The organism is Pseudomonas sp. FW305-96 (assembly GCF_058783825.1).
In genome coordinates this window covers 137,562-161,715 of record NZ_JBYSYW010000005.1, presented here as the reverse complement: position 1 = coordinate 161,715, position 24,154 = coordinate 137,562, and the positions used below count along the sequence as shown (strand labels likewise).

Genomic DNA, 24,154 nt, shown 5'->3' with positions numbered 1-24,154 from the left:
GGAGCGGGCTTGCCCCGCGATGTGGGGTTACTGCGGCGTACCGAACAACCCCGTCCAGTAGATCCCCGCGTCGCTCTTCGGGTCCACCGCATACGCCGCCCCCAGTTCGCGGAAGTCCGCGTTCATCAGCGTGGCGCAGTGCCCAGGGCTGGCCAGCCAGCCATCGACCACCTTGCGCGCGGTATCGCGCCCGGCGGCGATGTTCTCGCCGATCTGCCGATACAGGTAACCGGCCAGTTCCGCGCGGTCGCCCGGCGTGCGGCCATCGCGGTCGATATGGTCGAAGAAGTTCTGGTTGGCCATGGCCCGGGTGTGGTTGGCGGCGACGCCGGCCAGGGTCGCGCTCCAGGCCAGCGCCGGGGCGGCGGGGTAGGGCTGGCCGCCGCACTGGCGCGGCAGGTTGCGCGCGGCGTTGACTTCCTGCAACAGCTTCTGCCCTTCGGCCTGCCAGTCGCCCAGGCGCCCGCTGAGCAGCGGGCGGGCCAGGACGATGCGCCAGTCGCGACCCTCCTGGCTGACACCGATATCGACGAACTGCGGGTCGAGCACCACCTGGCAGAAGCTCTCCTCGATGGCTTTCATCGCCGCCTTGGCATCCCGTGGGCCGGACAGGCTGATGGCCTGCACGTTGACCATCGGGTAGGCGGCGCGGGTCATGGCCTGCTGCAGGTCGCGGGTGCCCTCCGGCGACAGCGCCAGGCGGGTGTCGCTGTTGAGCGGCGGCAGCTCCAGCGAAGCCTCGCCGCCGCAGCGCTGGGCCTGACTGCGGTAGACGTTGATCGTATCGATCAGTTGCGCTTCTTCGCCGGCATACGCCTGGCTGCCGGGGGCGGCAAGCAGGCCCAGCGTCAGGCCGAGGCAGGCAACGGATGGGACGCGCATGTGGATCTCCCTGTAACTGGCAGCGTCTGGATCTGCGCTGCCCATCCTACACAAGCGCAAGGCTTTTGGCCCGGCCCTGTGCGGTATGAAAACCAAGCCTTGCAATCGTTTGCAGTCGGCAAAAGAGGGGGTAGACCGCTGGTCGGCAAAAAAGTGCGGTTATTTGGTAATAATTCGCACTATCGGCTAGAAACACTACTCAGTCACTTCAAGTTTCTTATCCGCCAGGACGGCCCTGACCCTTCCGGGGAGCCCTCCATGACACGTGCCTGCCCGTATCAATCGACCCTCCTTGCGCTGTGCTGTTCCGTTGCCGTCAGCGCCCATGGCGCAGAGGGCGCCATCGAGCTGGATGCCACCGCCGTCAACGCCGAGGCGCTCAAGGCGCCTGCCGGCGAACTGCCCGAACCCTATGCCGGCGGCCAGGTGGCCCGTGGCGGACAGATGGGCGTGCTGGGCAACCAGGACATGATGGACGTGCCGTTCACCATGACCAGCTACACCGCGCAGCTGATCGAGGAGCAGCAGGCCGAGGACATCGGCGACGTGCTGCTCAACGACCCCTCGGTGCGCCAGTCGTTCGGTTTTGGCAACCAGTCCCAGGTCTTCGTCATCCGTGGCCTGCCGCTCAATGGCGACGACGTGGCGTTCAACGGCCTGTACGGCGTGTTGCCGCGGCAGATGATTTCCACCGATGCGGTGGAGCGGGTCGAGGTGTTCAAGGGGCCCAATGCCTTTCTCAACGGCGCCAGCCCGACCGGCACCGGCCTGGGCGGCAACGTCAACCTGCAACCCAAGCGCGCCGGTGATACGCCGACACGCCGCTACACCCAGGACATCAGCAGTGACGGGCGCATCGGCGAGCACCTGGACATTGGCCAGCGCTTCGGCGCGGACAATCGCTTCGGCGTGCGCCTGAACCTCTCGCAGCGCGAGGGAGAGACGGCGGTCGACGACCAGGACCAGCGCAGCAAGCTGTTCGTCGCCGGGCTCGACTACCGTGGCGACAACTTCCGGGTGTCGGGCGATTTCGGCTACCAGAAGCAGCGGGTCAACCATATGCGCAACTCAGTGCGCCTGGGCGCCGGCCTGACCGATATCCCCCATGCGCCGGACGCCGACCACAACTACGGCCAGGACTGGGCCTGGACCGAGACCGAGGACACCTTCGGCATGCTCCGCGGCGACTACGACTTCAACGACAACTGGAGCGGCTACCTGGCGGGGGGCGTCAAGCACACTCACGAGAACGGCTTCTACGGCACGCCGATCCTCACCGACGCGGCCAGCGGCGATGCCACCATCGGCGGCTCGAAGATCCCCCACAACGAGGACAACACCACCTTCATGGGCGGCATCAATGGCCGCTTCCAGACAGGGCCGCTCAGCCATCAGCTGAATATCGGCGCGGCGAGCATCTGGACCCAGCAGGAGAACGCCTTCGTTTTCTACAACTCGCAGGCCACCAATATCTACCGCACCGACCCGTTGCCAAAACCAACTACGCCGACTTTCGTCGGCGGCAAGCTGGACGACCCCGGCGTGACCGGCAAGACCCGCAACCGCAGCATCGCGCTGTCCGACACCGTGGGCCTGTTCGATGACACCCTGCTGCTCACCGTGGGCGTGCGGCGCCAGCAATTGCGGGTGGAGGGCTACGCCTACGACGGGCCGGGCCCGGACCTGGGACGCAACGCCTTCTATGACGAGGCGGTCACCACGCCGGTGTACGGCATCGTCTACAAGCTCAACCCATCGGTCTCGCTGTATGCCAACCGTATCGAGGGCCTGGCCCAGGGCGCCACGGCATCAGGGCAGGTGATCAATGTCGGCGAGGTGTTCCCGCCGGCCAAGACCAAGCAGGTGGAGGCGGGGGTCAAGCTCGATTACCAGACCTTCGGCGCCAACCTGGCGGTGTTTCGCATCGAGCGGCCCACCGATGGCTTCGTCGACGGCAATGTGTTCGTCCAGGATGGCGAGCAGGTCAACAAGGGGCTTGAGCTCAGTGTGTTCGGCGAGCCGCTGCCGGGGCTGCGGTTGACGGCCGGTGGCACGCGCATGGACACCGAGCTGAAAAACACCCAGGGCGGCACGGCCGATGGCAACCGCGCGGTAGGCGTGCCGACCTTCCAGCTCAATGCCAGTGTCGATTGGGATGTGCCGGGGCTGGAAGGCGTGGCGCTCAATGCGCGCATGCTGCGCACCGGCGGGCAGTACGCCAACCCGGCCAACACCCTGAGCCTGCCGACCTGGAACCGTTTCGACGTTGGCGCGCGCTATCGCTTCAAGGTGCAGGAAAAGGCCGTGACCTTGCGGGTCAACGTGGAGAACCTGACGGACAAGAACTACTGGGCGTCGGCCAATGGGGGGTATTTGACCCAGGGCGACCCGAGATTGGTGAAGTTCTCGGGGACCCTGGATTTTTGAAGCCTGTGCCGGCGGCGTGCCTTACCAGAGCGCTACTGCCGCCGCGCCGATCACCCGGCCAAACACCGCCAGCGCCGTGTCCACGTCCGCTTCGCTGGTGTAGCGCCCGACGCTCAGGCGCACGCTGTTGCGCGCCTGGCGCTCGTCGAGGCCGAGGGCCAGGAGCACGTGGGACGCCGCATTGCTCGCCGAGTTGCACGCCGAAGTGCTCGACAGTGCCAGCTCGCCCGCCAGGGCCAGGCTGTTGAAGCCCTTGGCGTCGATGCACAGGTTGAGGGTGTGGGGAATGCGCTGCACCGCACAGCCGTTGAGCGTGACCCCGGGCATTGCCAGCAGGCCGTCGCGCAAGCGTCGGGCGAGTTGCTCCAGGCGCTGGTACTCCGCCGCGCCGGGCTGGCCGGCCAGGGCGAAGGCGCTGCCCATGCCGACGATCTGGTGGGTGGCCAGGGTGCCAGAGCGCAGGCCGCGCTCATGGCCGCCGCCGTGCATCTGCGCACGCATCGCCGGGCGGGCGCGAGGGCCGACGTAGAGGGCACCGATGCCCTTGGGACCATAGACCTTGTGTGCCGAGAACGACATCAGGTCGACCGCCTGCTGCGCCAGGTCGATCCGAACCTTGCCCACTGCCTGCGCCGCGTCCACGTGCAAAAGCGCACCGTGTTCGCGGACGATTGCCCCGATAGCGGCAAAGTCGGTCACCGTGCCCAGTTCGTTGTTCACCGCCATCAGCGATACCAGGCGGGTGTCCGGGCGCAGCGCGGCCTGGACCGCTTGGGGCTGGATCAACCCTCGGGCATCCGGGGCCAGGCGGGTCACCGCCCAGCCCAGGCGCTCCAGTTCGGCGGCGGTGTCTAGGATGGCCTTGTGCTCAAGCTGGCTGGTGATCACATGCCCCGGCTGCGCGCAGCCCTGGGCGATGCCCTTGAGCGCGAGGTTGTTCGATTCGGTGGCGCCGGAGGTCCAGACCAGGTCAGCGGGCTGCGCGCCGACCTGCTCGGCCACCTGGCGACGGGCGTGTTCGACGGCCTCGCGGGCCGCCTGGCCGTGGGAATGGCCGCTGGAGGCGGGATTGCCGAAGTTCGACTCACGGCCCAGGCAGGTGAGCATGGCGGCGATGACCTGGTCATCGACCGGCGTGGTGGCGGCGTAATCGAAGTAGAGCGGGGTGCTGGGCATGATCAAGGGCGGGTCCGTGCGTGGACGCCGCCTGTCGGCATCCATGGACTCATGCTAGGGAAATGGTGATATGAATGTTTTCCAATTTTTCCAGCTTGTGGGGCTTTCAGGAAAAACTTCTACTCGCTATTTGCTTGGATGTAGAAATATTTTCTTCGCGTATCAAAGCCACTGCCATGGCGCCTGTTTGGTAACCATCACCAGCACGATCAGGAACATCCCGGCAAACCCTACTACCCCCATCCACAGCCATGGGCGATACAGCCGCTGGTAGGCCTGGCCCAGGGCCGCGCCGCTGTCGACCGCCTGGACGGCAAGGGTGTGCAGGCGTTTTTGCAACAGCAACACCGGCAGCCACAAGGCGCCGACCGCGAAGAAGATCAGCAGCGCGGCGCGTAGCCAGTCGGCGGACCACGGCATGCCGCCCATGCTGACCATGGCGTAGCCGGTCAGCAGTTGCAGCACGCCCGCCGGCGTGGTGATCCAGGCGTCGAAGCGCACCACCATCCGCGCCACAGCGGCGATCACCCGCGGATCGCCGCTGCGATTGGCGGCGATCAGGTACAGGTAAGAGCCCATGCCAAAGCCGAAGAGAAACACGGCGGCGACGATATGCAGGTATTTGAGCAGCAGGTAGCTCATCTCAGGCGCGCCTGTGCTGCAAGCCGACGCTGTAGCGCACCTTGTCCGGCTCGTCGATGGCCGCCAGGTACTGTTCGACGCTGATCTCGCCGACGCAGGGGCGGGCGCCCGGTTCAGGCTGGTAGCCTGCGACGACCCTGGCCATCAGCGCCACCGCCGCGCAGCTGGGAATCTCCGGGCCCTTGTCGTCGCTGGCGCTGACCTGGGCCTGCAGGCGCAGTGGCTGCCCTTGCGGGTCCAGCCCACGGACATCCAGGTACATCGCGCTCTTGCCATCGCCCCAGCGTTCGAAACGGCTGCCCAGCCGATGCAGGCGTCGCGCCCAGGGCAGCGGGTCGCGCACCAGGCCCAGCTTGACCAGCCGCGCCAGTGTCGCGTTGGCCAGGCCACCGAGCATCAGCCCGGAGCCGGCCTTGAATGCCAGGTCAAGGGCGCCATAGCGTTCGGCGAAGATGTCCATGTCCGGCACGTCGACGTTGTGCAGCAGGCGCCAGCCCAGGCCCGGCAGATGGCGCAGCTGCAGGCCGAGCCAACCGTCGACGCTGCACGGGCGGCCATCGCGCCACTGGCGGATCGGCCTGCCGGCATAGGCCAGCACGCCTTCGATGGTGGACAGGCCGGGCATCTTCGCCGAGGACGAAATGCCGTGCTCGATGCGGTCGATACGGCTGAAGTGATGGCGCTGCTCGTCGAGAATCGCCGACGACAGGCTCGGCACCGAACTGCAGCCACTGAGCAGGGTGACCTGGGCCCGGCGGGCACGTTCGTTCAGTTGGGCGATACCATTGACGAACAGCCGGCAGTCGGACAGGTCGCAATAGTGGCTGCCGGCTTCGATGCAGGCTTCGGCCACGCGGTAGGGCTGGCCCTGGAAGGGGCCGCCGGTGTGGATCACCCAGTCGATGCGCAGGTCGCGTAGGGCTTGGGCGAAGCCTGGGGCCATGGCGTCGCCGCACCAGCTTTCGCTGCCGTTCAACTGTGCCGCCAGATGCGAGAGGCTGTCGGCATTGCGGCCGGCGATCACCAGTTGCACGGCGGGTATCTGGTTCAGGTGGCGGCAGATGATACGGCCGAAGTTGCCGTAGGCGCCGATCACCAGGATTCGGGGAGACATGCTGGGGTCCTTGTGCATGTTTCGCGGGAAACGCGGGGCTGCAAGGCAGCCCCGGTGGGGTCAGGCGTCGTAGCCGAGGTTCGGCGCCAGCCAGCGCTCGCTCACGGCAATGTCCTGGCCCTTGCGCGCGCTGTACTGCTCGATCTGGTCCTTGTCGACCTTGCCCACGGCGAAGTACTGCGCCTGCGGGTGGGCGAAGTACCAGCCGCTGACCGCCGCCGCCGGGAACATGGCGAAGTGCTCGGTGAGGAACACGCCGCTGGGGCCGGTCTCGCCGATCGCGGTGCCGTCGAGCAGGCGGAACAGGGTTTCCTTCTCGGTGTGGTCCGGGCACGCCGGGTAGCCAGGCGCCGGGCGGATGCCGCTGTACTGCTCCTTGATCAGCGCCTCGTTGTCCAGGTGCTCGTCCTTGGCATAGCCCCAGTGCTCCTTGCGCACCTGTTCGTGCAGCCACTCGGCGCAGGCCTCGGCCAGGCGGTCGGCCAGGGCCTTGACCATGATCGAGCTGTAGTCGTCGCCCTTGTCCTGATAGGCCTTGGCCACTTCCTCGGCGCCGATGCCGGCGGTGGTGATGAAGCCGCCGACATAGTCGGTCACGCCACTGGCCTTGGGCGCGACGAAGTCGGCCAGCGACCAGTTCGGCTTGCCATCGGGCTTGATGGTCTGCTGGCGCAGGTGGTGCAGGGTGGCCAGGGTCTCGCCGGCGTCGCCGTACACCTCGATATCGTCATCGGCCACCTGGTTGGCCGGCCAGAAGCCGAACACCGCGCGGGCGCTGATCAGTTGCTCATCGATCAGCTTGTCGAGCATCTCGCGGGCGTCCTTGTACAGCGCCGTGGCGGCCTCGCCGACCACTTCGTCGGTGAGGATGCGCGGGAACTTGCCGGCCAGGTCCCAGGAGATGAAGAACGGCGTCCAGTCGATGTATTCGGCCAGGGTGCGCAGGTCGATGTTCTCCAGCACCTTGACGCCGGTGAAGGCGGGCTCCGCGGCCTGGTAGGCAGCCCAGTCGTACTGCGGCTTGGCGGCGATGGCCTGGGCGTAGCTCAGGCGCTCGGTGCGGGCGCTGCGGTTGGCGGTGCGCTCGCGCACCTCGACGTACTCCTGGCGGGTCTTCTCGACGAAACCGCTCTTGAGTTCCTTGGACAGCAGTTGCGTGGCCACGCCCACCGCGCGCGAGGCGTCGGTGACGTAGATCACCGCATCGTTGGAGTACTTGGGTTCGATCTTCACCGCCGTGTGCGCCTTGGAGGTGGTCGCGCCGCCGATCATCAGCGGCAGGTGGAAGTCCTGGCGCTGCATCTCGCGGGCGACATGGACCATCTCGTCCAGCGACGGGGTGATCAGCCCGGACAGGCCGATGATGTCGCACTTCTGCTCGCGGGCGGTCTGCAGGATCTTCTCGGCCGGGACCATGACGCCCATGTCGACGATGTCGTAGCCGTTGCAACCGAGCACCACGCCGACGATGTTCTTGCCGATGTCGTGCACGTCGCCCTTGACCGTGGCCATGAGGATCTTGCCCTTGGCCTCGGGCTTGTCGCCTTTCTCGGCTTCGATGAACGGGATCAGGTGGGCCACGGCCTGTTTCATCACGCGGGCGGACTTCACCACCTGGGGCAGGAACATCTTGCCGGCGCCGAACAGGTCGCCGACCACGTTCATGCCGCTCATCAGCGGGCCTTCGATGACCTCGATGGGGCGCGCCGACTGCTGGCGGCACTCTTCGGTGTCTTCGACGATGTAGGCGGTGATGCCCTTGACCAACGCATGCTCGAGGCGCTTGTCGACCGGCATCGAGCGCCATTCTTCGTTCTCGACTTCCTTGGTGGCGCCGCCGCCCTTGTAGTCATCGGCGATGGCCAGCAGGGCGTCGGTGCCGTGCGGGGTGCGGTTGAGCACCACGTCCTCGACCTTTTCGCGCAGGGCGGCGGGGATCTCGTCGTAGATCTCCAGCTGGCCGGCGTTGACGATACCCATGGTCAGGCCGTTCTTGATCGCGTGGTAGAGGAACACCGAGTGGATCGCCTCGCGCACCGGGTTGTTGCCACGGAACGAGAACGACACGTTGGACACGCCGCCCGAGCTCAGGGCATAGGGCAGGTGGTCGCGGATGTAGGCGCAGGCCTCGATGAAGTCGACGGCGTAGTTGTTGTGCTCCTCGATGCCGGTGGCGACGGCGAAGATGTTCGGGTCGAAGATGATGTCTTCGGGCGGGAAGCCGACTTCGTTGACCAGGATGTCATAGCTGCGCTGGCAGATCTCGCGCTTGCGCGCGGCGGTGTCGGCCTGGCCGACCTCGTCGAAGGCCATCACCACCACGGCGGCGCCGTAGCGTTTGCACAGGCGGGCGTGGTGCTTGAACTGCTCGACGCCTTCCTTCATCGAGATCGAGTTGACGATGCCCTTGCCCTGGATGCACTTCAGGCCCGCCTCGATCACCTCCCACTTGGAGGAGTCGATCATGATCGGCACCCGGGAGATGTCCGGCTCGCCGGCGATCAGGTTGAGGAAGCGGACCATGGCGGCCTGGGAGTCGAGCATCCCTTCGTCCATGTTGATGTCGATCACCTGGGCGCCGGCCTCGACCTGCTGCAGGGCGACTTCCAGTGCCTCGGTGTAGTTTTCCTCGCGGATCAGCCGGGCGAACTTGGCGGAGCCGGTGATGTTGGTGCGCTCGCCGACGTTGACGAACAGCGACTGGCGATCGATGGTGAACGGCTCGAGGCCCGACAGGCGGCAGGCCTTGGGGATGTCCGGGATCGCCCGAGGCTTGTACTTGGCCACGGCCTCGGCGATGGCCTGGATGTGCGGCGGCGTGGTGCCGCAGCAGCCGCCGATGATGTTGAGGAAACCGCTGGCGGCGAATTCCTCGACCACCGCGGCCATCTCGGCCGGAGTCTCGTCGTACTCGCCGAAGGCGTTGGGCAGGCCGGCGTTGGGGTGGGCGGAGACGTGGGTGCCGGCCTTGGTCGACAGCTCTTCGAGGTACGGGCGCAGGTCCTTGGCGCCGAGGGCGCAGTTCAGGCCCACGGAAATCGGGTTGGCGTGGCGTACCGAGTTCCAGAACGCCTCGGTGGTCTGGCCCGACAGGGTGCGGCCGGAGGCGTCGGTGATGGTGCCGGAGATCATGATCGGCAGTTCGATGCCGTCGTCCTCGAACACCTGCTGCACGGCGAAGATCGCCGCCTTGGCGTTGAGGGTGTCGAAGATGGTCTCGATCAGGATCAGGTCGGCGCCGCCCTCGATCAGGCCACGGGTGGCCTCGATGTAGTTCTCCACCAGTTCGTCGAAGGTGACGTTGCGGTAGCCGGGATCGTTGACGTCGGGGGAGATCGAGCAGGTGCGGCTGGTCGGGCCGAGCACGCCGGCGACGAAGCGCGGCTTGTCCGGGGTCTCCAGGGTCTTGGCGTCGGCCACCTGGCGGGCGATGCGCGCGCCTTCGACGTTGAGCTCGTAGACCAGTGCCTCCATGCCGTAGTCGGCCTGGGAAATCTGCGTGGCGTTGAAGGTGTTGGTCTCGAGAATATCGGCGCCGGCGTCCAGGTAGGCTTTCTCGATCGCGGCGATTACATCGGGGCGGCTGAGCAGCAAAAGATCGTTGTTGCCTTTGACATCGCTTGGCCAATCGGCAAAGCGCGTGCCACGATAGTCGTGTTCCTCGAGGCGGTAACTCTGGATCATAGTACCCATGCCGCCGTCGAGGATCAGGATGCGCTCTTTGAGTGCGTTCTGGAGTGCTTGTAAACGAGCGCTGCGGTCGGACATAGGACTACCTGGTCGGGCAAATAACAGAAGGTGCCGAATAATAACAAAGCTGCACGGATTTTAGGCGTATCGCCCATTCGCATGAATTTCCCTCATGTTAGCGCGACGCCCCCAACACCTCAGGACCCGCCAGGCACATCGTGATGGCTTCAAGTAACCAGGACATTCGGCACATGCTGCATCGCATACTTGCCAGCGCCTTCGCCTTGCTCATCAGTGGCGCGGCGTTCGGGCAGGCCCCCCAATCGAGCCCTACGATTTCATACACCCGGGATATCCAACCGATCTTCACCGAGAAGTGCGTGGCCTGCCACGCCTGCAACGATGCTGCCTGCCAGCTCAACCTGGGCAGCGCCGAGGGCGCCGAGCGCGGCGCCTCGAAGGTGCCGGTCTACCAGGGCGAGCGCAGCCAGGCGGTACCCACCACGCGGCTGTTCTACGATGCCCGCGACGAAGCGGGCTGGCGCAAGCAGGGCTTCTACTCGGTGCTGGACAAGCAGGGCAGCCAGGCGGCGCTGATGGCGCGCATGCTCGAACTGGGCCACAAGACTCCGCTCACGCCCAACGCCAAGCTGCCCGAAGAGATCGTGCTGGGGCTTAATCGCAACAACATGTGCCCGTTGCCGCATGAATTCGACGCCTATGCCGGCGCCCATCCCAAGGAGGGCATGCCCCTGGCGGTCACCGGCCTGACCGACCAGGAGTACCAGACCCTGCAGCGCTGGCTGGCCGCTGGCGCGCCAGTGGAGAAGACGCCGATCCAGCCCAGCGCGGCAGAGGTGAAGCAGATCGCCGACTGGGAAGAATTGCTCAATCGTCCCGGCTCGACCGAGGCGCTGGTCGGCCGTTGGCTGTACGAGCACCTGTTCCTCGCGCACATCCATTTCGTCGGCGGCGAGCAGGGCCATTTCTTCCAGTGGGTGCGCTCGCGCACGCCGAGTGGCCAGCCGGTGGACCTGATCGCCACCCGCCGCCCCAACGACCCGCCGGGCACCGATTTCTACTATCGGTTGATCCCGGTGCAGGGCGTGATCGTGCACAAGACCCACATCACCTACCCGATGGGGCCGCAGAAGCTCAAGCGGGTCAAGCAGCTGTTCTACAGCGGCGACTGGCACGCCAGCGCACTGCCGGGCTATGGGCCGCGGCACCGGTCCAACCCGTTCGAGACCTTCGAGGCGATCCCGGCGGTGGCCCGCTACCAGTTCATGCTGGACAACGCCGAGTACTTCGTCCGTACCTTCATCCGTGGCCCGGTGTGCCGCGGGCAGATCGCCACCGACGTGATCCGCGACAATTTCTGGGCGCTGTTCCAGGAGCCGGCCCACGACCTGTACATCACCGACGCCCAGTACCGTGGCGAAGCTACGCCGCTGCTGGCCATGCCGGGGCAGATCGACGACGTGGGCAGCGTGTTGAGCCTGTGGCACGCCTACCGCGACAAGCGCAACGAATACGAAGCCCTGCGCCGTGAAGCCTATGCCGAACAGCCGGCGCCAAGCTGGTCGACGCTGTGGGCGGGCAACGACAACGCGTTGCTGAGCATCTTCCGCCACTTCGACAGCGCCTCGGTGACCAAGGGCCTGATCGGTGACGTGCCGCTGACCATGTGGCTGTTCGACTACCCGCTGTTCGAGCGCACCTACTATCAGCTGGCGGTGAACTTCGACGTGTTCGGCAACGTCTCGCACCAGTTGCAGACGCGGCTGTACTTCGACCTGATCCGCAACGGCGCCGAGGTCAACTTCCTGCGCCTGATGCCGGCCGGCAAGCGCGGCGAGATCCTCGGCGACTGGTACCAGAACAGCGGCAAGGTGAAGATGTGGATGGACTACGAGGACATCGACACCAGCACTCCGAGCGCGCTGAAACTGGACAAGCACGATCCCAAGCGGGACTTCGGCCTCAAGCTGCTGCAACGCACGGGCAGCCTGAACGCCGCGCCGGACCCGATCAACCGCTGCCAGGGCGCCTACTGCTCGCGGCCCGGCCTGTCCGCGGAGTTCCGTGACGCCGAGCAGTCGCTGAGCCGCCTGGTGTCGCGCCCGGCGGCGGGGCTCAAGGTGATCGGCCAACTGCCCGAGGCGAGCATGCTGCGCATCGAAGGGCAGGGCGGCCAGCGTCAGGTCTACAGCCTGCTGCGCAACCGCGCGCACAGCAACGTGGCGTTCCTGCTTGGCGAGGCCTACCGCTACCAGCCGGGGCTGGACACCCTGACCCTGTATCCGGGCGTGCTCAGCAGCTACCCCAACTTCATCTTCAATATCCCGACGGCCGATGTGCCGGAGTTTGTCGAAGACATGGAGGCGGCGCGTGACGACACCGACAAGTTCGAACGCATCGTCATGCGCTGGGGCGTGCGCCGCAGCCATCCTGAGTTCTGGCACTACTTCCATGACCTGAACAGCTACATCAAGCAGACCCAGCCGGTGGAGGCAGGGGTGCTGGACATGAACCGCTACGAGAACCTCTGATCGGTTGGCCGGGACTTTCCCGGCATCCTGCGGTCGGAATCGGTAGGTAGGCCCTGGGCTGCTCTGCAGCCCATCGCCGGCAAGCCGGCTCCCACAGAAGTGCGCGAACCCTGTGGGAGCCGGCTCGCCGGGCCTCAATGCACCGCCGATCACAGGATATTTCATGCTGTATTCGCTTCAGGCACTCCGGGCATTCGCCGCCTGGGTGGTGGTCTGCCACCACTTCATGCAGATCTTCTTCGACTTCCACGCCACGGGCCCCGTCGGCCAATTGCTCGCCGACCGCGGCGCGGCAGGGGTGGACATCTTCTTCGTCATCAGTGGCCTGGTGATCTACCTGTCAACCCGCGACAAGGCCATCGCCCCCGGGCAGTTCCTGCTCAACCGTGCCTTGCGCATCGTGCCCGCCTACTGGTTCTACAGCCTGCTGATGGCCGTGCTGATGCTGGTCGCCAGCCACTGGATGCCGCACCAGGTGTTCGAGTGGCAGCACCTGCTGCTGTCGCTGCTGTTCATTCCGGCGGAAAACCCGGGTGGCTACGGGTTGTATCCGACGCTCAATGTCGGCTGGACGCTGAACTTCGAGATGTTTTTCTACCTGCTGTTCGGCCTGGCCTTCCTGGTGCGCCAGCGTCATCACCTGTTGCTGGTGACGGCGGCATTGCTGCTGGTAAGCGAAGTGCTGGGGCGCCTGGGTGTGCTCAGCCGCTTCTACAACAACGACATCGTCTACGAGTTCCTGCTGGGCATCGGCCTGGGCGTGCTCTATCGCCGCGGGCTGATCCGCGAAGGCCTGTGGTTGCCGCTGGGGCTGCTCGTCCTGGCAGGGTTTGCGCTCTATCACCTCGACGCATCGCAGCGCCTGTTGCACTGGGGCCTGCCGAGCGCGCTGGTGGTGCTGGCGTTCATTGCCCTGGAGCCGTACTTCAAGGGCAACCAGGTGCTCAAGGCGCTCGGAGACTGTTCGTATTCGGTGTACCTGGTGCATGTGCTGGTGCTGTACGGCGGCCTGTTCATCAGCGAGCGGTTGCGCCTGAACCCTTACCTGGTGTTCGCCTTGTGCGTGCCGTCAATCGGACTAATGTCGTGGCTCAGCTACCAATGGCTGGAACGTGGCCTGTATTGGCGGCTCAAGGGCTGCATGGCCGCCGGTGCGGCGCGGGAACCGGCATTGGCGCTATCCCGAGTCAAATGCTAGGACTTTGTTACCCGGCCGGGTTGGCGTACACTGCCGGCAAGTCTGTGAGGAACTTCCATGAGCGCTATAACCATTACCGACGCCGCCCATGATTACCTGGCCGATCTGCTCTCCAAGCAGAACACGCCTGGCATCGGCATACGTATTTTCATCACCCAGCCGGGCACTACCTACGCCGAGACCTGCATTGCCTACTGCAAGCCGGGCGAGGAGAAGCCCGACGACCAGCCGGTGGGCCTGAAGAGCTTCACCGCCTACCTCGATGCGGTCAGCGTGCCGTTCCTGGAGGACGCGCTGGTCGACTACGCCACCGACCGCATGGGCGGCCAGCTGACCATCAAGGCGCCGAACGCCAAGGTGCCGATGGTCAACGAGGACAGCCCGATCAACGAGCGCATCAACTACTACCTGCAGACCGAGATCAACCCGGGCCTGGCTAGCCACGGCGGCGCCGTGAGCCTGGTGGACGTGGTCGACGACGGCATCGCCGTGCTGCAGTTCGGCGGTGGTTGCCAGGGCTGCGGCCAGGCCGACGTGACGCTGAAGGAGGGCATCGAGCGCACCCTGCTCGAGCGTATTCCCGAGCTCAAGGGCGTGCGCGACGTGACTGACCACAGCCAGAAGGAAAACGCGTACTACTGATCGCCAGTGGTGACGCCATCGCGGGGCAAGCCCGCTCCCACGCCTGGCAGCAGCTGCATCCAGGCGTGGGAGCGGGCTTGCCCCGCGATGCTTTTCAGGCTTTGTGCATTGATCCTTAGCAACAAAGTGTTACGGATTCAACCCCTGCGACAACCGGTCGCGCCCCGTAAACAAAGGGCTGCAGCCCGATCAGCCGGATGTCGGGTGGATGGTGCGGGGGTGGCGTGACAGAATGCCCCGGTTTTCTGGCCGGCCCATCCCAGGGGTCGGCACCTTCCCTGTAAAGGATGGTTCCATGAATGATCTGTTGACCCGGCGCGCGGTTGTCGCCGGGATGGGCGTACTGGGGCTTGGCCTGCTGGCGGGCTGCAGCCCGGCCAGGGGCCTGGACTTCAAGTACGGCAAGAACATGAGCAACGAGATCCTCGGGCGCAAGTTCAAGCTCAAGGACCCGCAAGGCAACGAGCGCACCTTGTCGAGCTTCTACGGCTCGATGCCGATGATCTTCTTCGGCTTCACCCAGTGCCCGGCCGTCTGCCCGACCGCCATGGCGCGTGTGGCGCAGATCCGCAAGATCCTGCGTGGCCGCGACCGCGACCTGTTCCAGCCGGTGTTCATCACCCTGGACCCGGAGCGCGATACCCCCGAGGTGCTCGATGCCTACGTCAAGGCCTTCGACCCGTCGATCGTCGCCCTGACCGGCACCCCCGAGGAAATCGACGCGGTGGCCCGTGAATTCAAGGTGTTCTACGAGAAGGTCCCGGCCGGCGATACCTACACCATCTCTCACTCGTCCACCAGCTACGTCTACGATACCCGTGGCACCCTGCGCCTGAGCCTGGGCCATTCCCTGAACGCCCAGGAATGCGCCGAAGACCTGGTCACCCTGATGGAGATCTGCTGAATGTCGATGCAACCGATCAAGCGCGGCCTGGCCGCCCTGGCACTGATGAGCCTGGCTCTGCCGGCCCTGGCCCAGACCACCGTAAGCGACGCCTGGGTACGCGCCAGCGTGCCGCACCAGCATGCCACCGGGGCCTTCATGACCCTGACCGCCAGCAGCGACAGCAAGCTGGTCAGTGTCGCCTCGCCCGTGGCCAAGACCGTGCAGGTGCACGAGATGACCATGAACGGCGACGTGATGGGCATGCGTGAAGTGAAGGCGGTCGAGTTGCCGGCCGGCAAGGCGGTGAAGCTGGACCCGAACGGCTTCCACGTGATGTTGATGGGCCTGAACCAGCAGGTGAAGGAGGGTGAGCAGGTGCCGCTGACCCTGACCATCGAGGATGCCAAGGGCGCGAAGGAAACCCTGCAGGTGCAGGCTCCGGTGCGTGCGCTCAATGCCGAGGCCGGCGCTGGCCACGACCATATGCACATGAACCACTGATGCAGCACCCATCGCGGGCGATGCGGCGCTCCGACGAGCCTGCTCCCCCGCGATGGTTGTCAGCGGTCAGCTACGAAAACGTGGCAGCGGCCGTTCGATGTTCAGCGAGGTCAGCGTCTTGCGCACCTGGGCGTCTTCGGCCTCGAGTGCCTTGAGGCTGGCGCGGATCTTGCCGGCGGCGGGCACGTCGCCCTGGCGGTCGATCCAGTCGGCGATCTCCTTGCAGGCACTGCTCAGGCAGGCCTGGCGCTGGCTCATCAGCGACAGGAGCGTGGTGATTTCTCGTTCGGACATGGCGGGTTCCTCCGTTCAGCCTTGTGAGTGTAGCAGCGGCTGCAGCCGACGGTGTCAGCCGCGCAGATAGCGCAAATAGCCCAGGCTCAGCGCGCAGATGGCGAGCGCGATCAGCAGCAACCCAGGCGCCAGCATCTGCAGCATGCCGACCAGTATCAGCCCCGCGCCGATCTGCAGGTAATACAACAGGCCGAACACGGCTGCCGCGGTACCCCGGCAATCGGCGTAGGCCACCAGTGCCGAGCCGAGCAGCAAGGGGATGGCCATGGCGAACGCGACCATTACCAGGGCCATTGGCGCGACGATCCACGGTGATTCACCGATCGCCGTCATGCCCAGCGCGCCGAGCACGAGCAGCAGCGCGGCACCCTTCATCAGGGTGGCGGCCGCGACTGCGCGCCCCAGCAGCAGGGCATTGAGCCTGGCGCCAGCCAGCGAGCCGAGGGCCAGGACCACGCCCGAATAGCCCATCCACTGTGCCTGCCCCAGGCGTTCGAAGACGAACGGCGCCAGGCTGTACCAGGCGAACACGGCGATATTGAACAAGGCCACCAGCGCACTGGCCAGCAGCACCCGGGGGGCCGCCAGCAGGCGCATCAGCACCTGGCGCAACGGTGTCAGTGCGGGCGCGGCGGCCTGGGTCTCGGGCATTGCCTGCCAGCCCCAGGCCAGCAATGCCGATGCCAGGATCAGCTGTGCGGCCAGCACGCCGCGATAGCCGAACGCCTGGTCCAGCCAGCCGCCACCGAGCATGCCCAGTGCGGGGCTGATGGCCAGGCACGCGCCGATCAGGGAGAACACCCGGGCCAGTTCCGCGCCGTGGTAGCGGTCGCGCAATGCGGTCTGGGTCACCACCGAACCGACCGCGGCGGCGAAAGCGGCGACCATCCGCGCTGCCAGCAACTGGCTGAAATCGCTGGCCAGCAGTGCCGCCAGCGCCGCCAGGGCGTACAGCGCAAGGCCCGCGAGCATGGTCGGCCGCCGGCCCTTGATATCGCACAACCGACCCCAGAACAGCACACCGACCGCGAAGGCGACGAAGTACAACGACAGGGTCAACGAGGCATCCGCAGCGGAAACCGCGAAGCCTTCGGCCAGCGATACGAGTGCCGGGCTGTAAAGGGTTTCGGCTATTTGCGGGAACATGAGCATGGCAGTGGTGAAAGCCAGCCACCAACGATTTTGCATGGGCTTGTCCTCTGCAGTTTATCGGAGGCCCATGGTAGGGTTGGCAAGCTGTGATCCATTATCGTGATCAGGCCATAAAATCAATGAAACAGGACAAGCTGCAATGGCATGGCTCGCACCCGATAGCGCTTTTGACCCGGACGCCCACTGCGCACCGGTGATCGGCATCTGCTCGGCCCTGGGCGACCATGATTCCGGCAACCACTGGCATGTCCGAGGCCAGGTGCTGTTCACCCGCCAGGGTTGCGTGCGCATCGATTCGCCGGGGCTGCTGTGCCTGTTGCCGCCGAGCCGCGCAGCGTGGATACCGGGCGGTCTGGCACACCGCGCGCGGATGCGCGAGACGGTGGATTACCGCTCGGTGTACCTGGATGCGACGGCGGCGGCGGGGCTGCCGGAGCAGGTGACGATCCTCGACGTCAACCCATTGTTGCGCGAGTTGCTCGAGCGGATTGCCCAGGCACCCTTCGACAGCGACTGGCGGCATGGGGCCAATCATCATTTGCTGGGCTTGTGTCGTGCCGAACTGCAGAGCGCGCAGCGCCAGCCAATGCTGCTGCCGCTGCCGCGCGACCGACGCCTGGTGTGCCTGGTGGACGGCCTCGATCGCTTGCCGCCGGCGCTGGGCGAACTGGCACGGCAAGCCGGGGCCAGTGAAAAGACCATCGGCCGCCTGCTGCATCGCGACACCGGGATGAGTTACCAGCAATGGCGCCAGCAGTGGCGGTTGCTCCGGGCGGTCGAGCGTCTGGCGCTGAACGTGCCGCTGGGGGAGATCGCCGATGAGCTGGGCTTCGCCAGCGACAGCGCCTTCATCGCGTTTTTCCGCGGCATGACCGGGCTGACGCCGGGCGCCTGGAGTCGTGCCGCTACGCCAGGTTGAGACAGGCCTGGCGATAGGCGCCCGGCGGCACGCCATAGGCCTGCTTGAACTGCCGGCTCAGATGGCTCTGGTCGGCAAAACCCAGGGTAAAGGCGACTTCGAGGACGGCTTGGCCGCGTTTGAGCAGTTCCCGGGCGCGTGCCAGGCGGCGCTGCTTGAGCCAGGCATGCGGCGGCAGGCCGGTGGCCTGGCGGAATACCCGGGCGAAGTGGAACGGCGAAAGGTTTACCGCAGCCGCCAAGGCCTCCAGCGACGGCGGATCGGCCAGCTGGCTCTCCAGCAGCTCGCGGGCGCGGGCCACGGCCAGCGGCTCGTTGCCGGGGGCGACGGGTTCGGCGCAATGGCCATGGCGCTGCACCAGTGCCAGCACGGCCTGGCGCCAGGCTGTCTGTTGCTCCAGGGCGCTGGCGCAGGACTCCGAAAGCCGATGCAGGTGGCTGAACGTGGCGGCCAGGGCTGGGTCCTGGATCACGCTGTCCTTGAACCGGGGCAGGCCATGGCGGCCCAGCTCCAGCTCGTCGAGCACGCCGGTGACCCGTTCGTGCTCGGGGTAGAAGCCACGGTAGCGCCAGCCGGCCTCGTGGGCGGTGGCGCCGGTGTGCAGCTCGTCGGGGTTGATCAGCACCATGCTGCCCACCGGCGCCAGGTGCTCGCTGCCTCGGTGCCAGAAGCGCTGGGCGCCGGACTCGATCACGGTGAACACATAGCCTTCGTGCACGTGCGGGGCGAAGCGCTGCTGGATATAGCGGGCGTGCAGCATCTCGACATCGCCCAGGGCGGGCGCCTGCCACAGGTGGGCCTGTTCACGCAGGGGCGTGGTCATGCCAGCCAGCTGCGCAGGAGGAAGAAGATCAGCATGCTCGCCAGCATGCTCAGCAATACGCTGCGGGTCAACAGCACCAGGGCGATGGCCACCAGCGAACCGAGCAGGTAGGGATTCAGCGGGCTCAGGTCGAGCTGGTGCCCGGGCAGGAAGATGATCGGCCCGCAGATCGCGGTGAGCATGCCGGGCACGGCAAAACCGAGGAACTGCCGCGCGTTGGAGCTCAGGCGCAGGGGTAGGCGCGGCTCGAGGAAGGCGTAGCGGTTGAGGAACACCACCGCGCCCATGGCGAAGATCAGCAGCCAGATCATGGGCGGCCTCCGGAAAACTTCTGGCAGATGAAACCGGCGGCCATGCCCAGCAGGCCGGCGGCGACCAGGGCGGTCTCCCAGTGCCAGTAACTGAACAGCACCGAGCAGAACAGCGACACCGCCACGCACACCACGGTTGGCAGGTTGCGTACCAGCGGCGCGATCAGTGCGACGAAGGTGGCGACGATGGAGAAGTCCAGGCCCAGCTGATCCAGGTGCGGGATGTTCTGGCCGAGGACAATGCCGGCCAGGGTGAACAGGTTCCACGCCACATAGAACGTCAGGCCCACGCCCAAGGCGTACCAGCGGTTGAACTGCTGCTGGTCGTGGTGGCTGGTGAGGGCGAAGAACTCATCGGTGAGCAGGAAGCCCAGGCCCAACCGCCAGCGGGTCGGCAGCCCCGACAGCACCGGGCGCATCGACAGCCCGTAGAGCAGGTGCTGGGAGGTCAGCAGCAGGGTGGTGAGCAGGATCGAGAACAGGTTGGCGCCACCCTTGAGCATGCCGATGGCCACCAGTTGCGCGGCACCGGCGAAGACGATGGCCGACAGGCCCTGGCCTTGCCAGGCGCTGAGGTTGGCTTCGATGGCCATGCTGCCGGCGAGCAGGCCCCAGGGGGCAACGGCCACGGATAGCGGCAGGATGGCGATGGCGCCGTGGAGGAACGCTTGGCGGGCGAGGGGTGGGCTGGGCATGGAAGCGGCAACGAATCGACAGGGCAGACAAGCATGCCAGAGGGGGCCGGAGGTGGCTTGAACGATCTTGCTTTGTTGTCGCCTTTGCTGGCCGCGTCAAAGGGCAAGCCCACAGGCTTGAGCAGCGGGCTTGCCCTTTACTTCAACGCAACTCGACCTGCGCGCACAGTCCGCCTTCGGCGCGGTTGCGCAAGGTCAGGCTGCCGCCCATGGCCTGGGTCAGTTGCTGGGCGATCGCCAGCCCCAGCCCGGTGCCGCCGGTACTGCGGTTGCGCGAACTTTCGACCCGGTAGAACGGCTTGAGCACGTCATCGAGTTCCGCCTCGGGGATACCGGGGCCATCGTCGAGCACGCGGATCAGCGTCACGCCGTTCTCGCAGCCGACTTCCAGCTGCGCGGCGCCGGAAAACTTCAGCGCATTGTCAACCAGGTTCACCAGCACCCGGCGCAAGGCGTGGGGACGGGTTTCCAGGGTGGCCTGGGCGCTGCCGCTGCGATTCACCTGCGCGCCGCTGTCCTGGTAGTCGAACACCAGGCTGTCGAGAAAGGCGTCGAGGTTGACCCGGCACGGCGCCTCGGTGCCGCTGTCCATGCTGCGGGCATAGGCCACGCCCTCGCGCACCAGGTGCTCCATGGCGTCGAGGTCGTGCCACAGCTTGTCCTTTTCCAGCCCGTCGTCCATCTGTTCGACCCGCAGCTTCATGCGCGTGATCGGCGTCTGCAGGTCGTGGGAGATGGCGGCCAGCAATTGCATGCGCTCCTTGAGGTAGGCGGCGATGCGCGCCTGCAGCGCATTGAAGGCCACGGCGGCGTAGCGCACCTCGCGTGGGCCGCTTTCGTCGAGCAGCGGACCGGGGCTGTTCGGGTCAAGGTCGTCCACGGCCTGGACCAGCCGGGTCAGCGGGCCGATGGCCAGGCGCACGGCAAGCCAGGTGCAGGCCAGCAGCACCGCCAGCTGGATCAGCAGCACCACCGGCAGCCAGGTGGCCACCGGTACCGGTGCCGGGGTGACGTCGATGGTCAGCGGCGCGCCGTCGGCCAGGCGCAGGTGGGCCTGGAAGTGCGCATTGGGGCCGGGGATTTCCTGGAAGGTCAGGCGGTAGCGGTCGCCGATGGCCTTGACGATCGAGTCGGCGGCCATCGGCGGGTTCTCGCTCGGCATGGCTTCGCCGGACAGCCCCTCGTCCAGTCGGTAGCGGTAGGTGCGCCGTTCCAGGCGCGACAGCCAGGCCGGGCGCTCGGCGGCGGGCAGGCGGTCGAGGATGGCGACCGAGGTCGACACGTCCAGCTCCAGGTTGCTGAGCATCATCGAGCGGCTACTGACATAGCGCTCGTACGCCTGCAGGCTGAAGGACAGGCCATAGGCCAGCACCAATCCTGTAAAGAAGATCAGCGCCAGGCGCGAAGCCAGGGTGCGTGGCCACTTCATGCCGGTGACTCCAGCAGCTGCACTGGCAGCGAAAACACATAGCCTTCGCTGCGCACGGTCTTGATGCAGGTGGGCTCGCGGGCGTCGTCGCCCAGGCGTTGGCGCAGGCGGCTGACCAGCAGGTCGATGGAGCGGTCGAAGATGTCCGCCTCGCGGCCCTGGGTCAGGTTGAGCAGCTGTTCACGGCTGAGCACCCGCTGCGGGTGGTCGAGGAATACCCGCAGCAGGCGGTACTCGGCGCCGGACAGCGCCACCAGGGTGCCTTCGCTGTCGAGCAGGTGGCGGGCGGTGGTGTCCAGGCGCCAGGGGCCGAAGGCGATCAGGCGACCGCTTTCGCTGATGGTCAGGTTGGGCGGCAGCATGCGTGTGCGGCGCAGCACGGCGTTGATCCGCGCCAGCAGCTCGCGGGCGGAGAACGGCTTGGTCAGGTAGTCGTCGGCGCCCATTTCCAGGCCGATGATGCGGTCGGTCTCGTCGTTGCGCGCGGTCAGCATCAGCACCGGCGTGTTGCGGTGCTTGCCGGCGCGCAGTTCGCGGCACAGCAGCAGGCCGTCGTCGCCGGGCATCATGATGTCGAGGACGATCAGGTCGACCGTGTTGTTTTCCAGGAAGGCGCGCATCTGCCGGCCATCGGCGACGATGCTGGTGCGCAGGCCGTTCTTCTTCAGGTAGTTGCCGACCAGCTCGCGGATTTCGCGGTCGTCGTCGACGACCAGAATGTGATCGACATGCTCCATTGGGGTGTCCTTGTAGGTGAGGGTTGGGCGCAGTGTACCGAGCGAATCCAGGCTTGCCTGCCACGCTTTGTATTGCAGTGTATCTGGCGCTGCCGTGGATACAGGAGGACGCACGTCACAGCCTGGGCGGACACAAGCGGGATACCTGGCGGGAGTGAAATGGCCTTACCGGGGAGCGACGCCTCCCCAATGCCAAGACCTCGCATCAGGAGAACCACCATGACTATCAAGACCCTCGCCAGCGCCGCCCTGTTCGCCGCCCTCGGCCTCGGCGCCATCACCGCCCAGGCCAGCAGCACCTCGCTCAACGAGGCCAGCGTGATGCAGTACCGCTACGGCGACAAGCTGGATGTGAAGAAGGTGCTGTCGTTGAAGGATGATCGCAGTAACACCTGTGGCGTGGTCAACACGCGCATGGACTACCTCGACTCCCAGGGCAAGCCGCAGAGCGTCGAGTACCGCTCCTACGCCACCAGTGGCTGCCATGACAACTGAGGCGCGCGGCAAGCGCCGCCTGCTCAAGGCCGGCGGCGTGGCCCTGGCCCTGCTCGGGCTGGGCCTGGCCGGTCACCTGCTGGCCCGCGACAGCTATGGCACCATGCCTTCGCTGGCCGGGGCCGAGCAGTGGCTCAACTCGCCGCCGCTGGACGGCCCGGCCCTCAAGGGCAAGGTGGTGCTGGTGGATTTCTGGACCTATGACTGCATCAACTGCCGACGCAGCCTGCCGCATGTCAACGACTGGGCGCGGCGCTACGGCGAGCAGGGGCTGGTGGTGGTCGGGGTGCACACGCCGGAGTACGACTACGAGCATGACATCGACAGTGTTCGGGCGCAGGTGCAGCAACTGGGCATCGCCTATCCGGTGGCGGTGGATAACGGCTACCGGATCTGGAACGCCTGGGGCAACCAGTTCTGGCCGGCGCACTACTTCGTCGACCGCAAGGGGCAGGTGCGCCATGTGCACTTTGGCGAAGGCGATTATGCGGGGCAGGAGCGGGTGATCCAGGCATTGCTCGATGAGCAGGGCTGATCCGTTGTCCGTTCCGGCCCTATCGCGGGGCAAGCCCAGGCAACATCATTCGCCGAGCCGCTGCTCCCGCGACGGCGGATAGCCGAAGTACGCCGCATAGCACTTGCTGAAATGCGATACCGAGACGAACCCGCAGGCCACCGCCACTTCCATCACCGACAGGTCCGAATACTGCAATAGCCGCCGGCTCTTGGTGATGCGCAGTTCCATGTAATAGCGCCTGGGCGAGGTCCCCAGCTGGGCCTGGAACAAACGGTCGATCTGCCGCCGCGAGCGACCGGAGTAGGCAGCCAGCTGGTCGAGGCTCAGGGTTTCCTCGAGGTTGTTCTCCATCAGTTCGACGATGGTGCGCAGGTGCAGGCTCATGGATTTCTTCGCCCCGGGCCCGACCTGGCGATAGCGCGCGCCGGAGAACGACAGGATCTCTTCCACGCCTTCGGCCAGGGCATCGCCGTACAGGCGCCGTACCAGGCCGAGCATCAGCTCCATGGCGCCATTGGGGCTGGCGGCGCTGAGGCGGTCACGGTCCAGGGTGAAGCTGGCCGGGGTGATGCGCGTCTGCGGGCTGATCTCGGCCAGGCTGGCGCGCTGCTCGGGGTGCACGCTGCAGCCGTAGTCGTCGAGCACCCCGGCGCGGCCGAGGAACCAGGCGCCGTTCCACAGCCCGCCGAGGGTCATGCCGTGGCTGGCGCAGTCGCCCAGCAGGCGGTCGAGGTCGGGGTACTTCAATGGCGTGCGCAGGCCGCCGCACACCACCAACAGGTCGAGGTCCTGCAGACTGCGGGGATCGAGCGGGCTGGCGATCAGTTCCAGGCCCAGGTCGCTGAGCACGCGATCACCGCCCAGTGACAGCGGGGTGGAGGTGAAGCTGTCGGCGCGCAGCAGGTTGGCGGTGACCAGCACGTCCATCGCCACGGTGAAGCTGGCCATGGAGAAGTGTTCGAGCAGGACGAAGTCGACGCGATAGGGGCGCTGGTTGCCGGCGTCGCCGGACTTGAGCCGCAGCATGTTGCTGGTGCTGGTCTTTTTGCTGAACTGACGTGGCGTGGGCACT

General features: G+C 66.2%; 22 protein-coding genes. 9 read left to right on the top strand and 13 right to left on the bottom strand.

Translation table 11 applies throughout. The annotated features are described in order from the left end of the window. Positions 1-27: 27 nt before the first annotated feature. Complete coding sequence (locus AC3WL2_RS05850) at positions 28-882, bottom strand: CAP domain-containing protein (protein ID WP_102684614.1); 855 nt, start codon at positions 880-882, stop codon at positions 28-30. A 258-nt stretch (positions 883-1,140) separates the two neighbouring features. Here AC3WL2_RS05850 and AC3WL2_RS05845 point away from each other — a divergent pair, with 258 nt between their 5' ends. Next, on the top strand, positions 1,141-3,309 hold the full coding sequence (locus tag AC3WL2_RS05845) for a TonB-dependent receptor (protein ID WP_102684613.1): 2,169 nt from the start codon (positions 1,141-1,143) through the stop codon (positions 3,307-3,309). 21 nt (positions 3,310-3,330) lie between these two features. Here the strand turns inward: AC3WL2_RS05845 and AC3WL2_RS05840 are convergent, their stop codons facing one another. The 4 genes from AC3WL2_RS05840 to metH all read right to left on the bottom strand — a co-directional run bounded on the left by AC3WL2_RS05840 (position 3,331) and on the right by metH (position 10,009). Next, on the bottom strand, positions 3,331-4,485 hold the full coding sequence (locus tag AC3WL2_RS05840) for a cysteine desulfurase family protein (protein WP_102684643.1): 1,155 nt from the start codon (positions 4,483-4,485) through the stop codon (positions 3,331-3,333). Between the two features lie 162 nt (positions 4,486-4,647). Then, entirely contained in the window at positions 4,648-5,127 is a 480-nt protein-coding gene (locus AC3WL2_RS05835) for a DUF2269 family protein (protein WP_102684612.1), read from the bottom strand. Position 5,128: 1 nt separating this feature from the next. After that, positions 5,129-6,241 carry a saccharopine dehydrogenase family protein gene (locus AC3WL2_RS05830; protein WP_102684611.1) on the bottom strand — a complete coding sequence of 371 codons (1,113 nt, stop codon included), beginning with the start codon at positions 6,239-6,241 and terminating at the stop codon, positions 5,129-5,131. A gap of 60 nt (positions 6,242-6,301) precedes the next feature. Continuing rightward, a complete protein-coding gene (gene metH / locus AC3WL2_RS05825) occupies positions 6,302-10,009 on the bottom strand; it encodes a methionine synthase (protein ID WP_102684610.1) in 3,708 nt (1,235 codons plus the stop codon). 173 nt (positions 10,010-10,182) lie between these two features. Here metH and AC3WL2_RS05820 point away from each other — a divergent pair, with 173 nt between their 5' ends. The 5 genes from AC3WL2_RS05820 (at position 10,183) to AC3WL2_RS05800 (ending at position 15,710) form a co-directional block, all read left to right on the top strand. Then, positions 10,183-12,483 carry a fatty acid cis/trans isomerase gene (locus AC3WL2_RS05820; protein WP_102684609.1) on the top strand — a complete coding sequence of 767 codons (2,301 nt, stop codon included), beginning with the start codon at positions 10,183-10,185 and terminating at the stop codon, positions 12,481-12,483. 163 nt (positions 12,484-12,646) lie between these two features. Further along, a complete protein-coding gene (locus AC3WL2_RS05815) occupies positions 12,647-13,681 on the top strand; it encodes an acyltransferase family protein (protein WP_102685404.1) in 1,035 nt (344 codons plus the stop codon). Between the two features lie 57 nt (positions 13,682-13,738). Then, the gene (gene nfuA / locus AC3WL2_RS05810; RefSeq protein WP_023630602.1) at positions 13,739-14,323 is read left to right on the top strand and encodes a Fe-S biogenesis protein NfuA; all 585 of its coding nucleotides are present in this window, start codon (positions 13,739-13,741) and stop codon (positions 14,321-14,323) included. Between the two features lie 295 nt (positions 14,324-14,618). Beyond that, a complete protein-coding gene (locus AC3WL2_RS05805) occupies positions 14,619-15,227 on the top strand; it encodes an SCO family protein (protein ID WP_031315095.1) in 609 nt (202 codons plus the stop codon). Continuing rightward, the gene (locus tag AC3WL2_RS05800; RefSeq protein WP_038705971.1) at positions 15,228-15,710 is read left to right on the top strand and encodes a copper chaperone PCu(A)C; all 483 of its coding nucleotides are present in this window, start codon (positions 15,228-15,230) and stop codon (positions 15,708-15,710) included. It begins immediately after the preceding gene. A 66-nt stretch (positions 15,711-15,776) separates the two neighbouring features. Here the strand turns inward: AC3WL2_RS05800 and AC3WL2_RS05795 are convergent, their stop codons facing one another. After that, on the bottom strand, positions 15,777-16,004 hold the full coding sequence (locus tag AC3WL2_RS05795; RefSeq protein ID WP_023630605.1) for a hypothetical protein: 228 nt from the start codon (positions 16,002-16,004) through the stop codon (positions 15,777-15,779). Positions 16,005-16,058: 54 nt separating this feature from the next. Next, the gene (locus tag AC3WL2_RS05790) at positions 16,059-17,192 is read right to left on the bottom strand and encodes an MFS transporter (protein WP_102685403.1); all 1,134 of its coding nucleotides are present in this window, start codon (positions 17,190-17,192) and stop codon (positions 16,059-16,061) included. Positions 17,193-17,295: 103 nt separating this feature from the next. Between AC3WL2_RS05790 and AC3WL2_RS05785 the strand changes: the two genes are divergently transcribed. Then, complete coding sequence (locus AC3WL2_RS05785; protein ID WP_102685402.1) at positions 17,296-18,075, top strand: AraC family transcriptional regulator; 780 nt, start codon at positions 17,296-17,298, stop codon at positions 18,073-18,075. Here the strand turns inward: AC3WL2_RS05785 and AC3WL2_RS05780 are convergent. From AC3WL2_RS05780 to AC3WL2_RS05760, 5 genes are all read right to left on the bottom strand, one after another. Continuing rightward, a complete protein-coding gene (locus AC3WL2_RS05780; RefSeq protein ID WP_102685401.1) occupies positions 18,062-18,898 on the bottom strand; it encodes an AraC family transcriptional regulator in 837 nt (278 codons plus the stop codon). The two genes, AC3WL2_RS05785 and AC3WL2_RS05780, sit on opposite strands and share 14 nt — an antisense overlap. Further along, positions 18,895-19,209: an AzlD domain-containing protein gene (locus AC3WL2_RS05775; protein ID WP_102685400.1), complete on the bottom strand. Its 315-nt coding sequence runs from the start codon at positions 19,207-19,209 to the stop codon at positions 18,895-18,897. Before AC3WL2_RS05775 ends, AC3WL2_RS05780 begins: the two co-directional genes overlap by 4 nt. Continuing rightward, the gene (locus tag AC3WL2_RS05770; protein WP_102685399.1) at positions 19,206-19,904 is read right to left on the bottom strand and encodes an AzlC family ABC transporter permease; all 699 of its coding nucleotides are present in this window, start codon (positions 19,902-19,904) and stop codon (positions 19,206-19,208) included. Before AC3WL2_RS05770 ends, AC3WL2_RS05775 begins: the two co-directional genes overlap by 4 nt. Before the next feature lie 142 nt (positions 19,905-20,046). Further along, complete coding sequence (locus tag AC3WL2_RS05765) at positions 20,047-21,333, bottom strand: sensor histidine kinase (RefSeq protein ID WP_046855863.1); 1,287 nt, start codon at positions 21,331-21,333, stop codon at positions 20,047-20,049. Continuing rightward, a complete protein-coding gene (locus AC3WL2_RS05760; protein WP_046855862.1) occupies positions 21,330-22,070 on the bottom strand; it encodes a response regulator in 741 nt (246 codons plus the stop codon). The genes AC3WL2_RS05765 and AC3WL2_RS05760 overlap by 4 nt, the downstream gene beginning before the upstream one ends. Before the next feature lie 219 nt (positions 22,071-22,289). Here AC3WL2_RS05760 and AC3WL2_RS05755 point away from each other — a divergent pair, with 219 nt between their 5' ends. Beyond that, entirely contained in the window at positions 22,290-22,565 is a 276-nt protein-coding gene (locus AC3WL2_RS05755) for a DUF2790 domain-containing protein (protein WP_102685398.1), read from the top strand. Positions 22,566-22,584: 19 nt separating this feature from the next. Further along, positions 22,585-23,100: a thioredoxin family protein gene (locus AC3WL2_RS05750; RefSeq protein WP_102685405.1), complete on the top strand. Its 516-nt coding sequence runs from the start codon at positions 22,585-22,587 to the stop codon at positions 23,098-23,100. A gap of 45 nt (positions 23,101-23,145) precedes the next feature. Here the strand turns inward: AC3WL2_RS05750 and AC3WL2_RS05745 are convergent, their stop codons facing one another. Further along, complete coding sequence (locus tag AC3WL2_RS05745; RefSeq protein ID WP_046855860.1) at positions 23,146-24,153, bottom strand: GlxA family transcriptional regulator; 1,008 nt, start codon at positions 24,151-24,153, stop codon at positions 23,146-23,148. Position 24,154 lies beyond the last annotated feature (1 nt).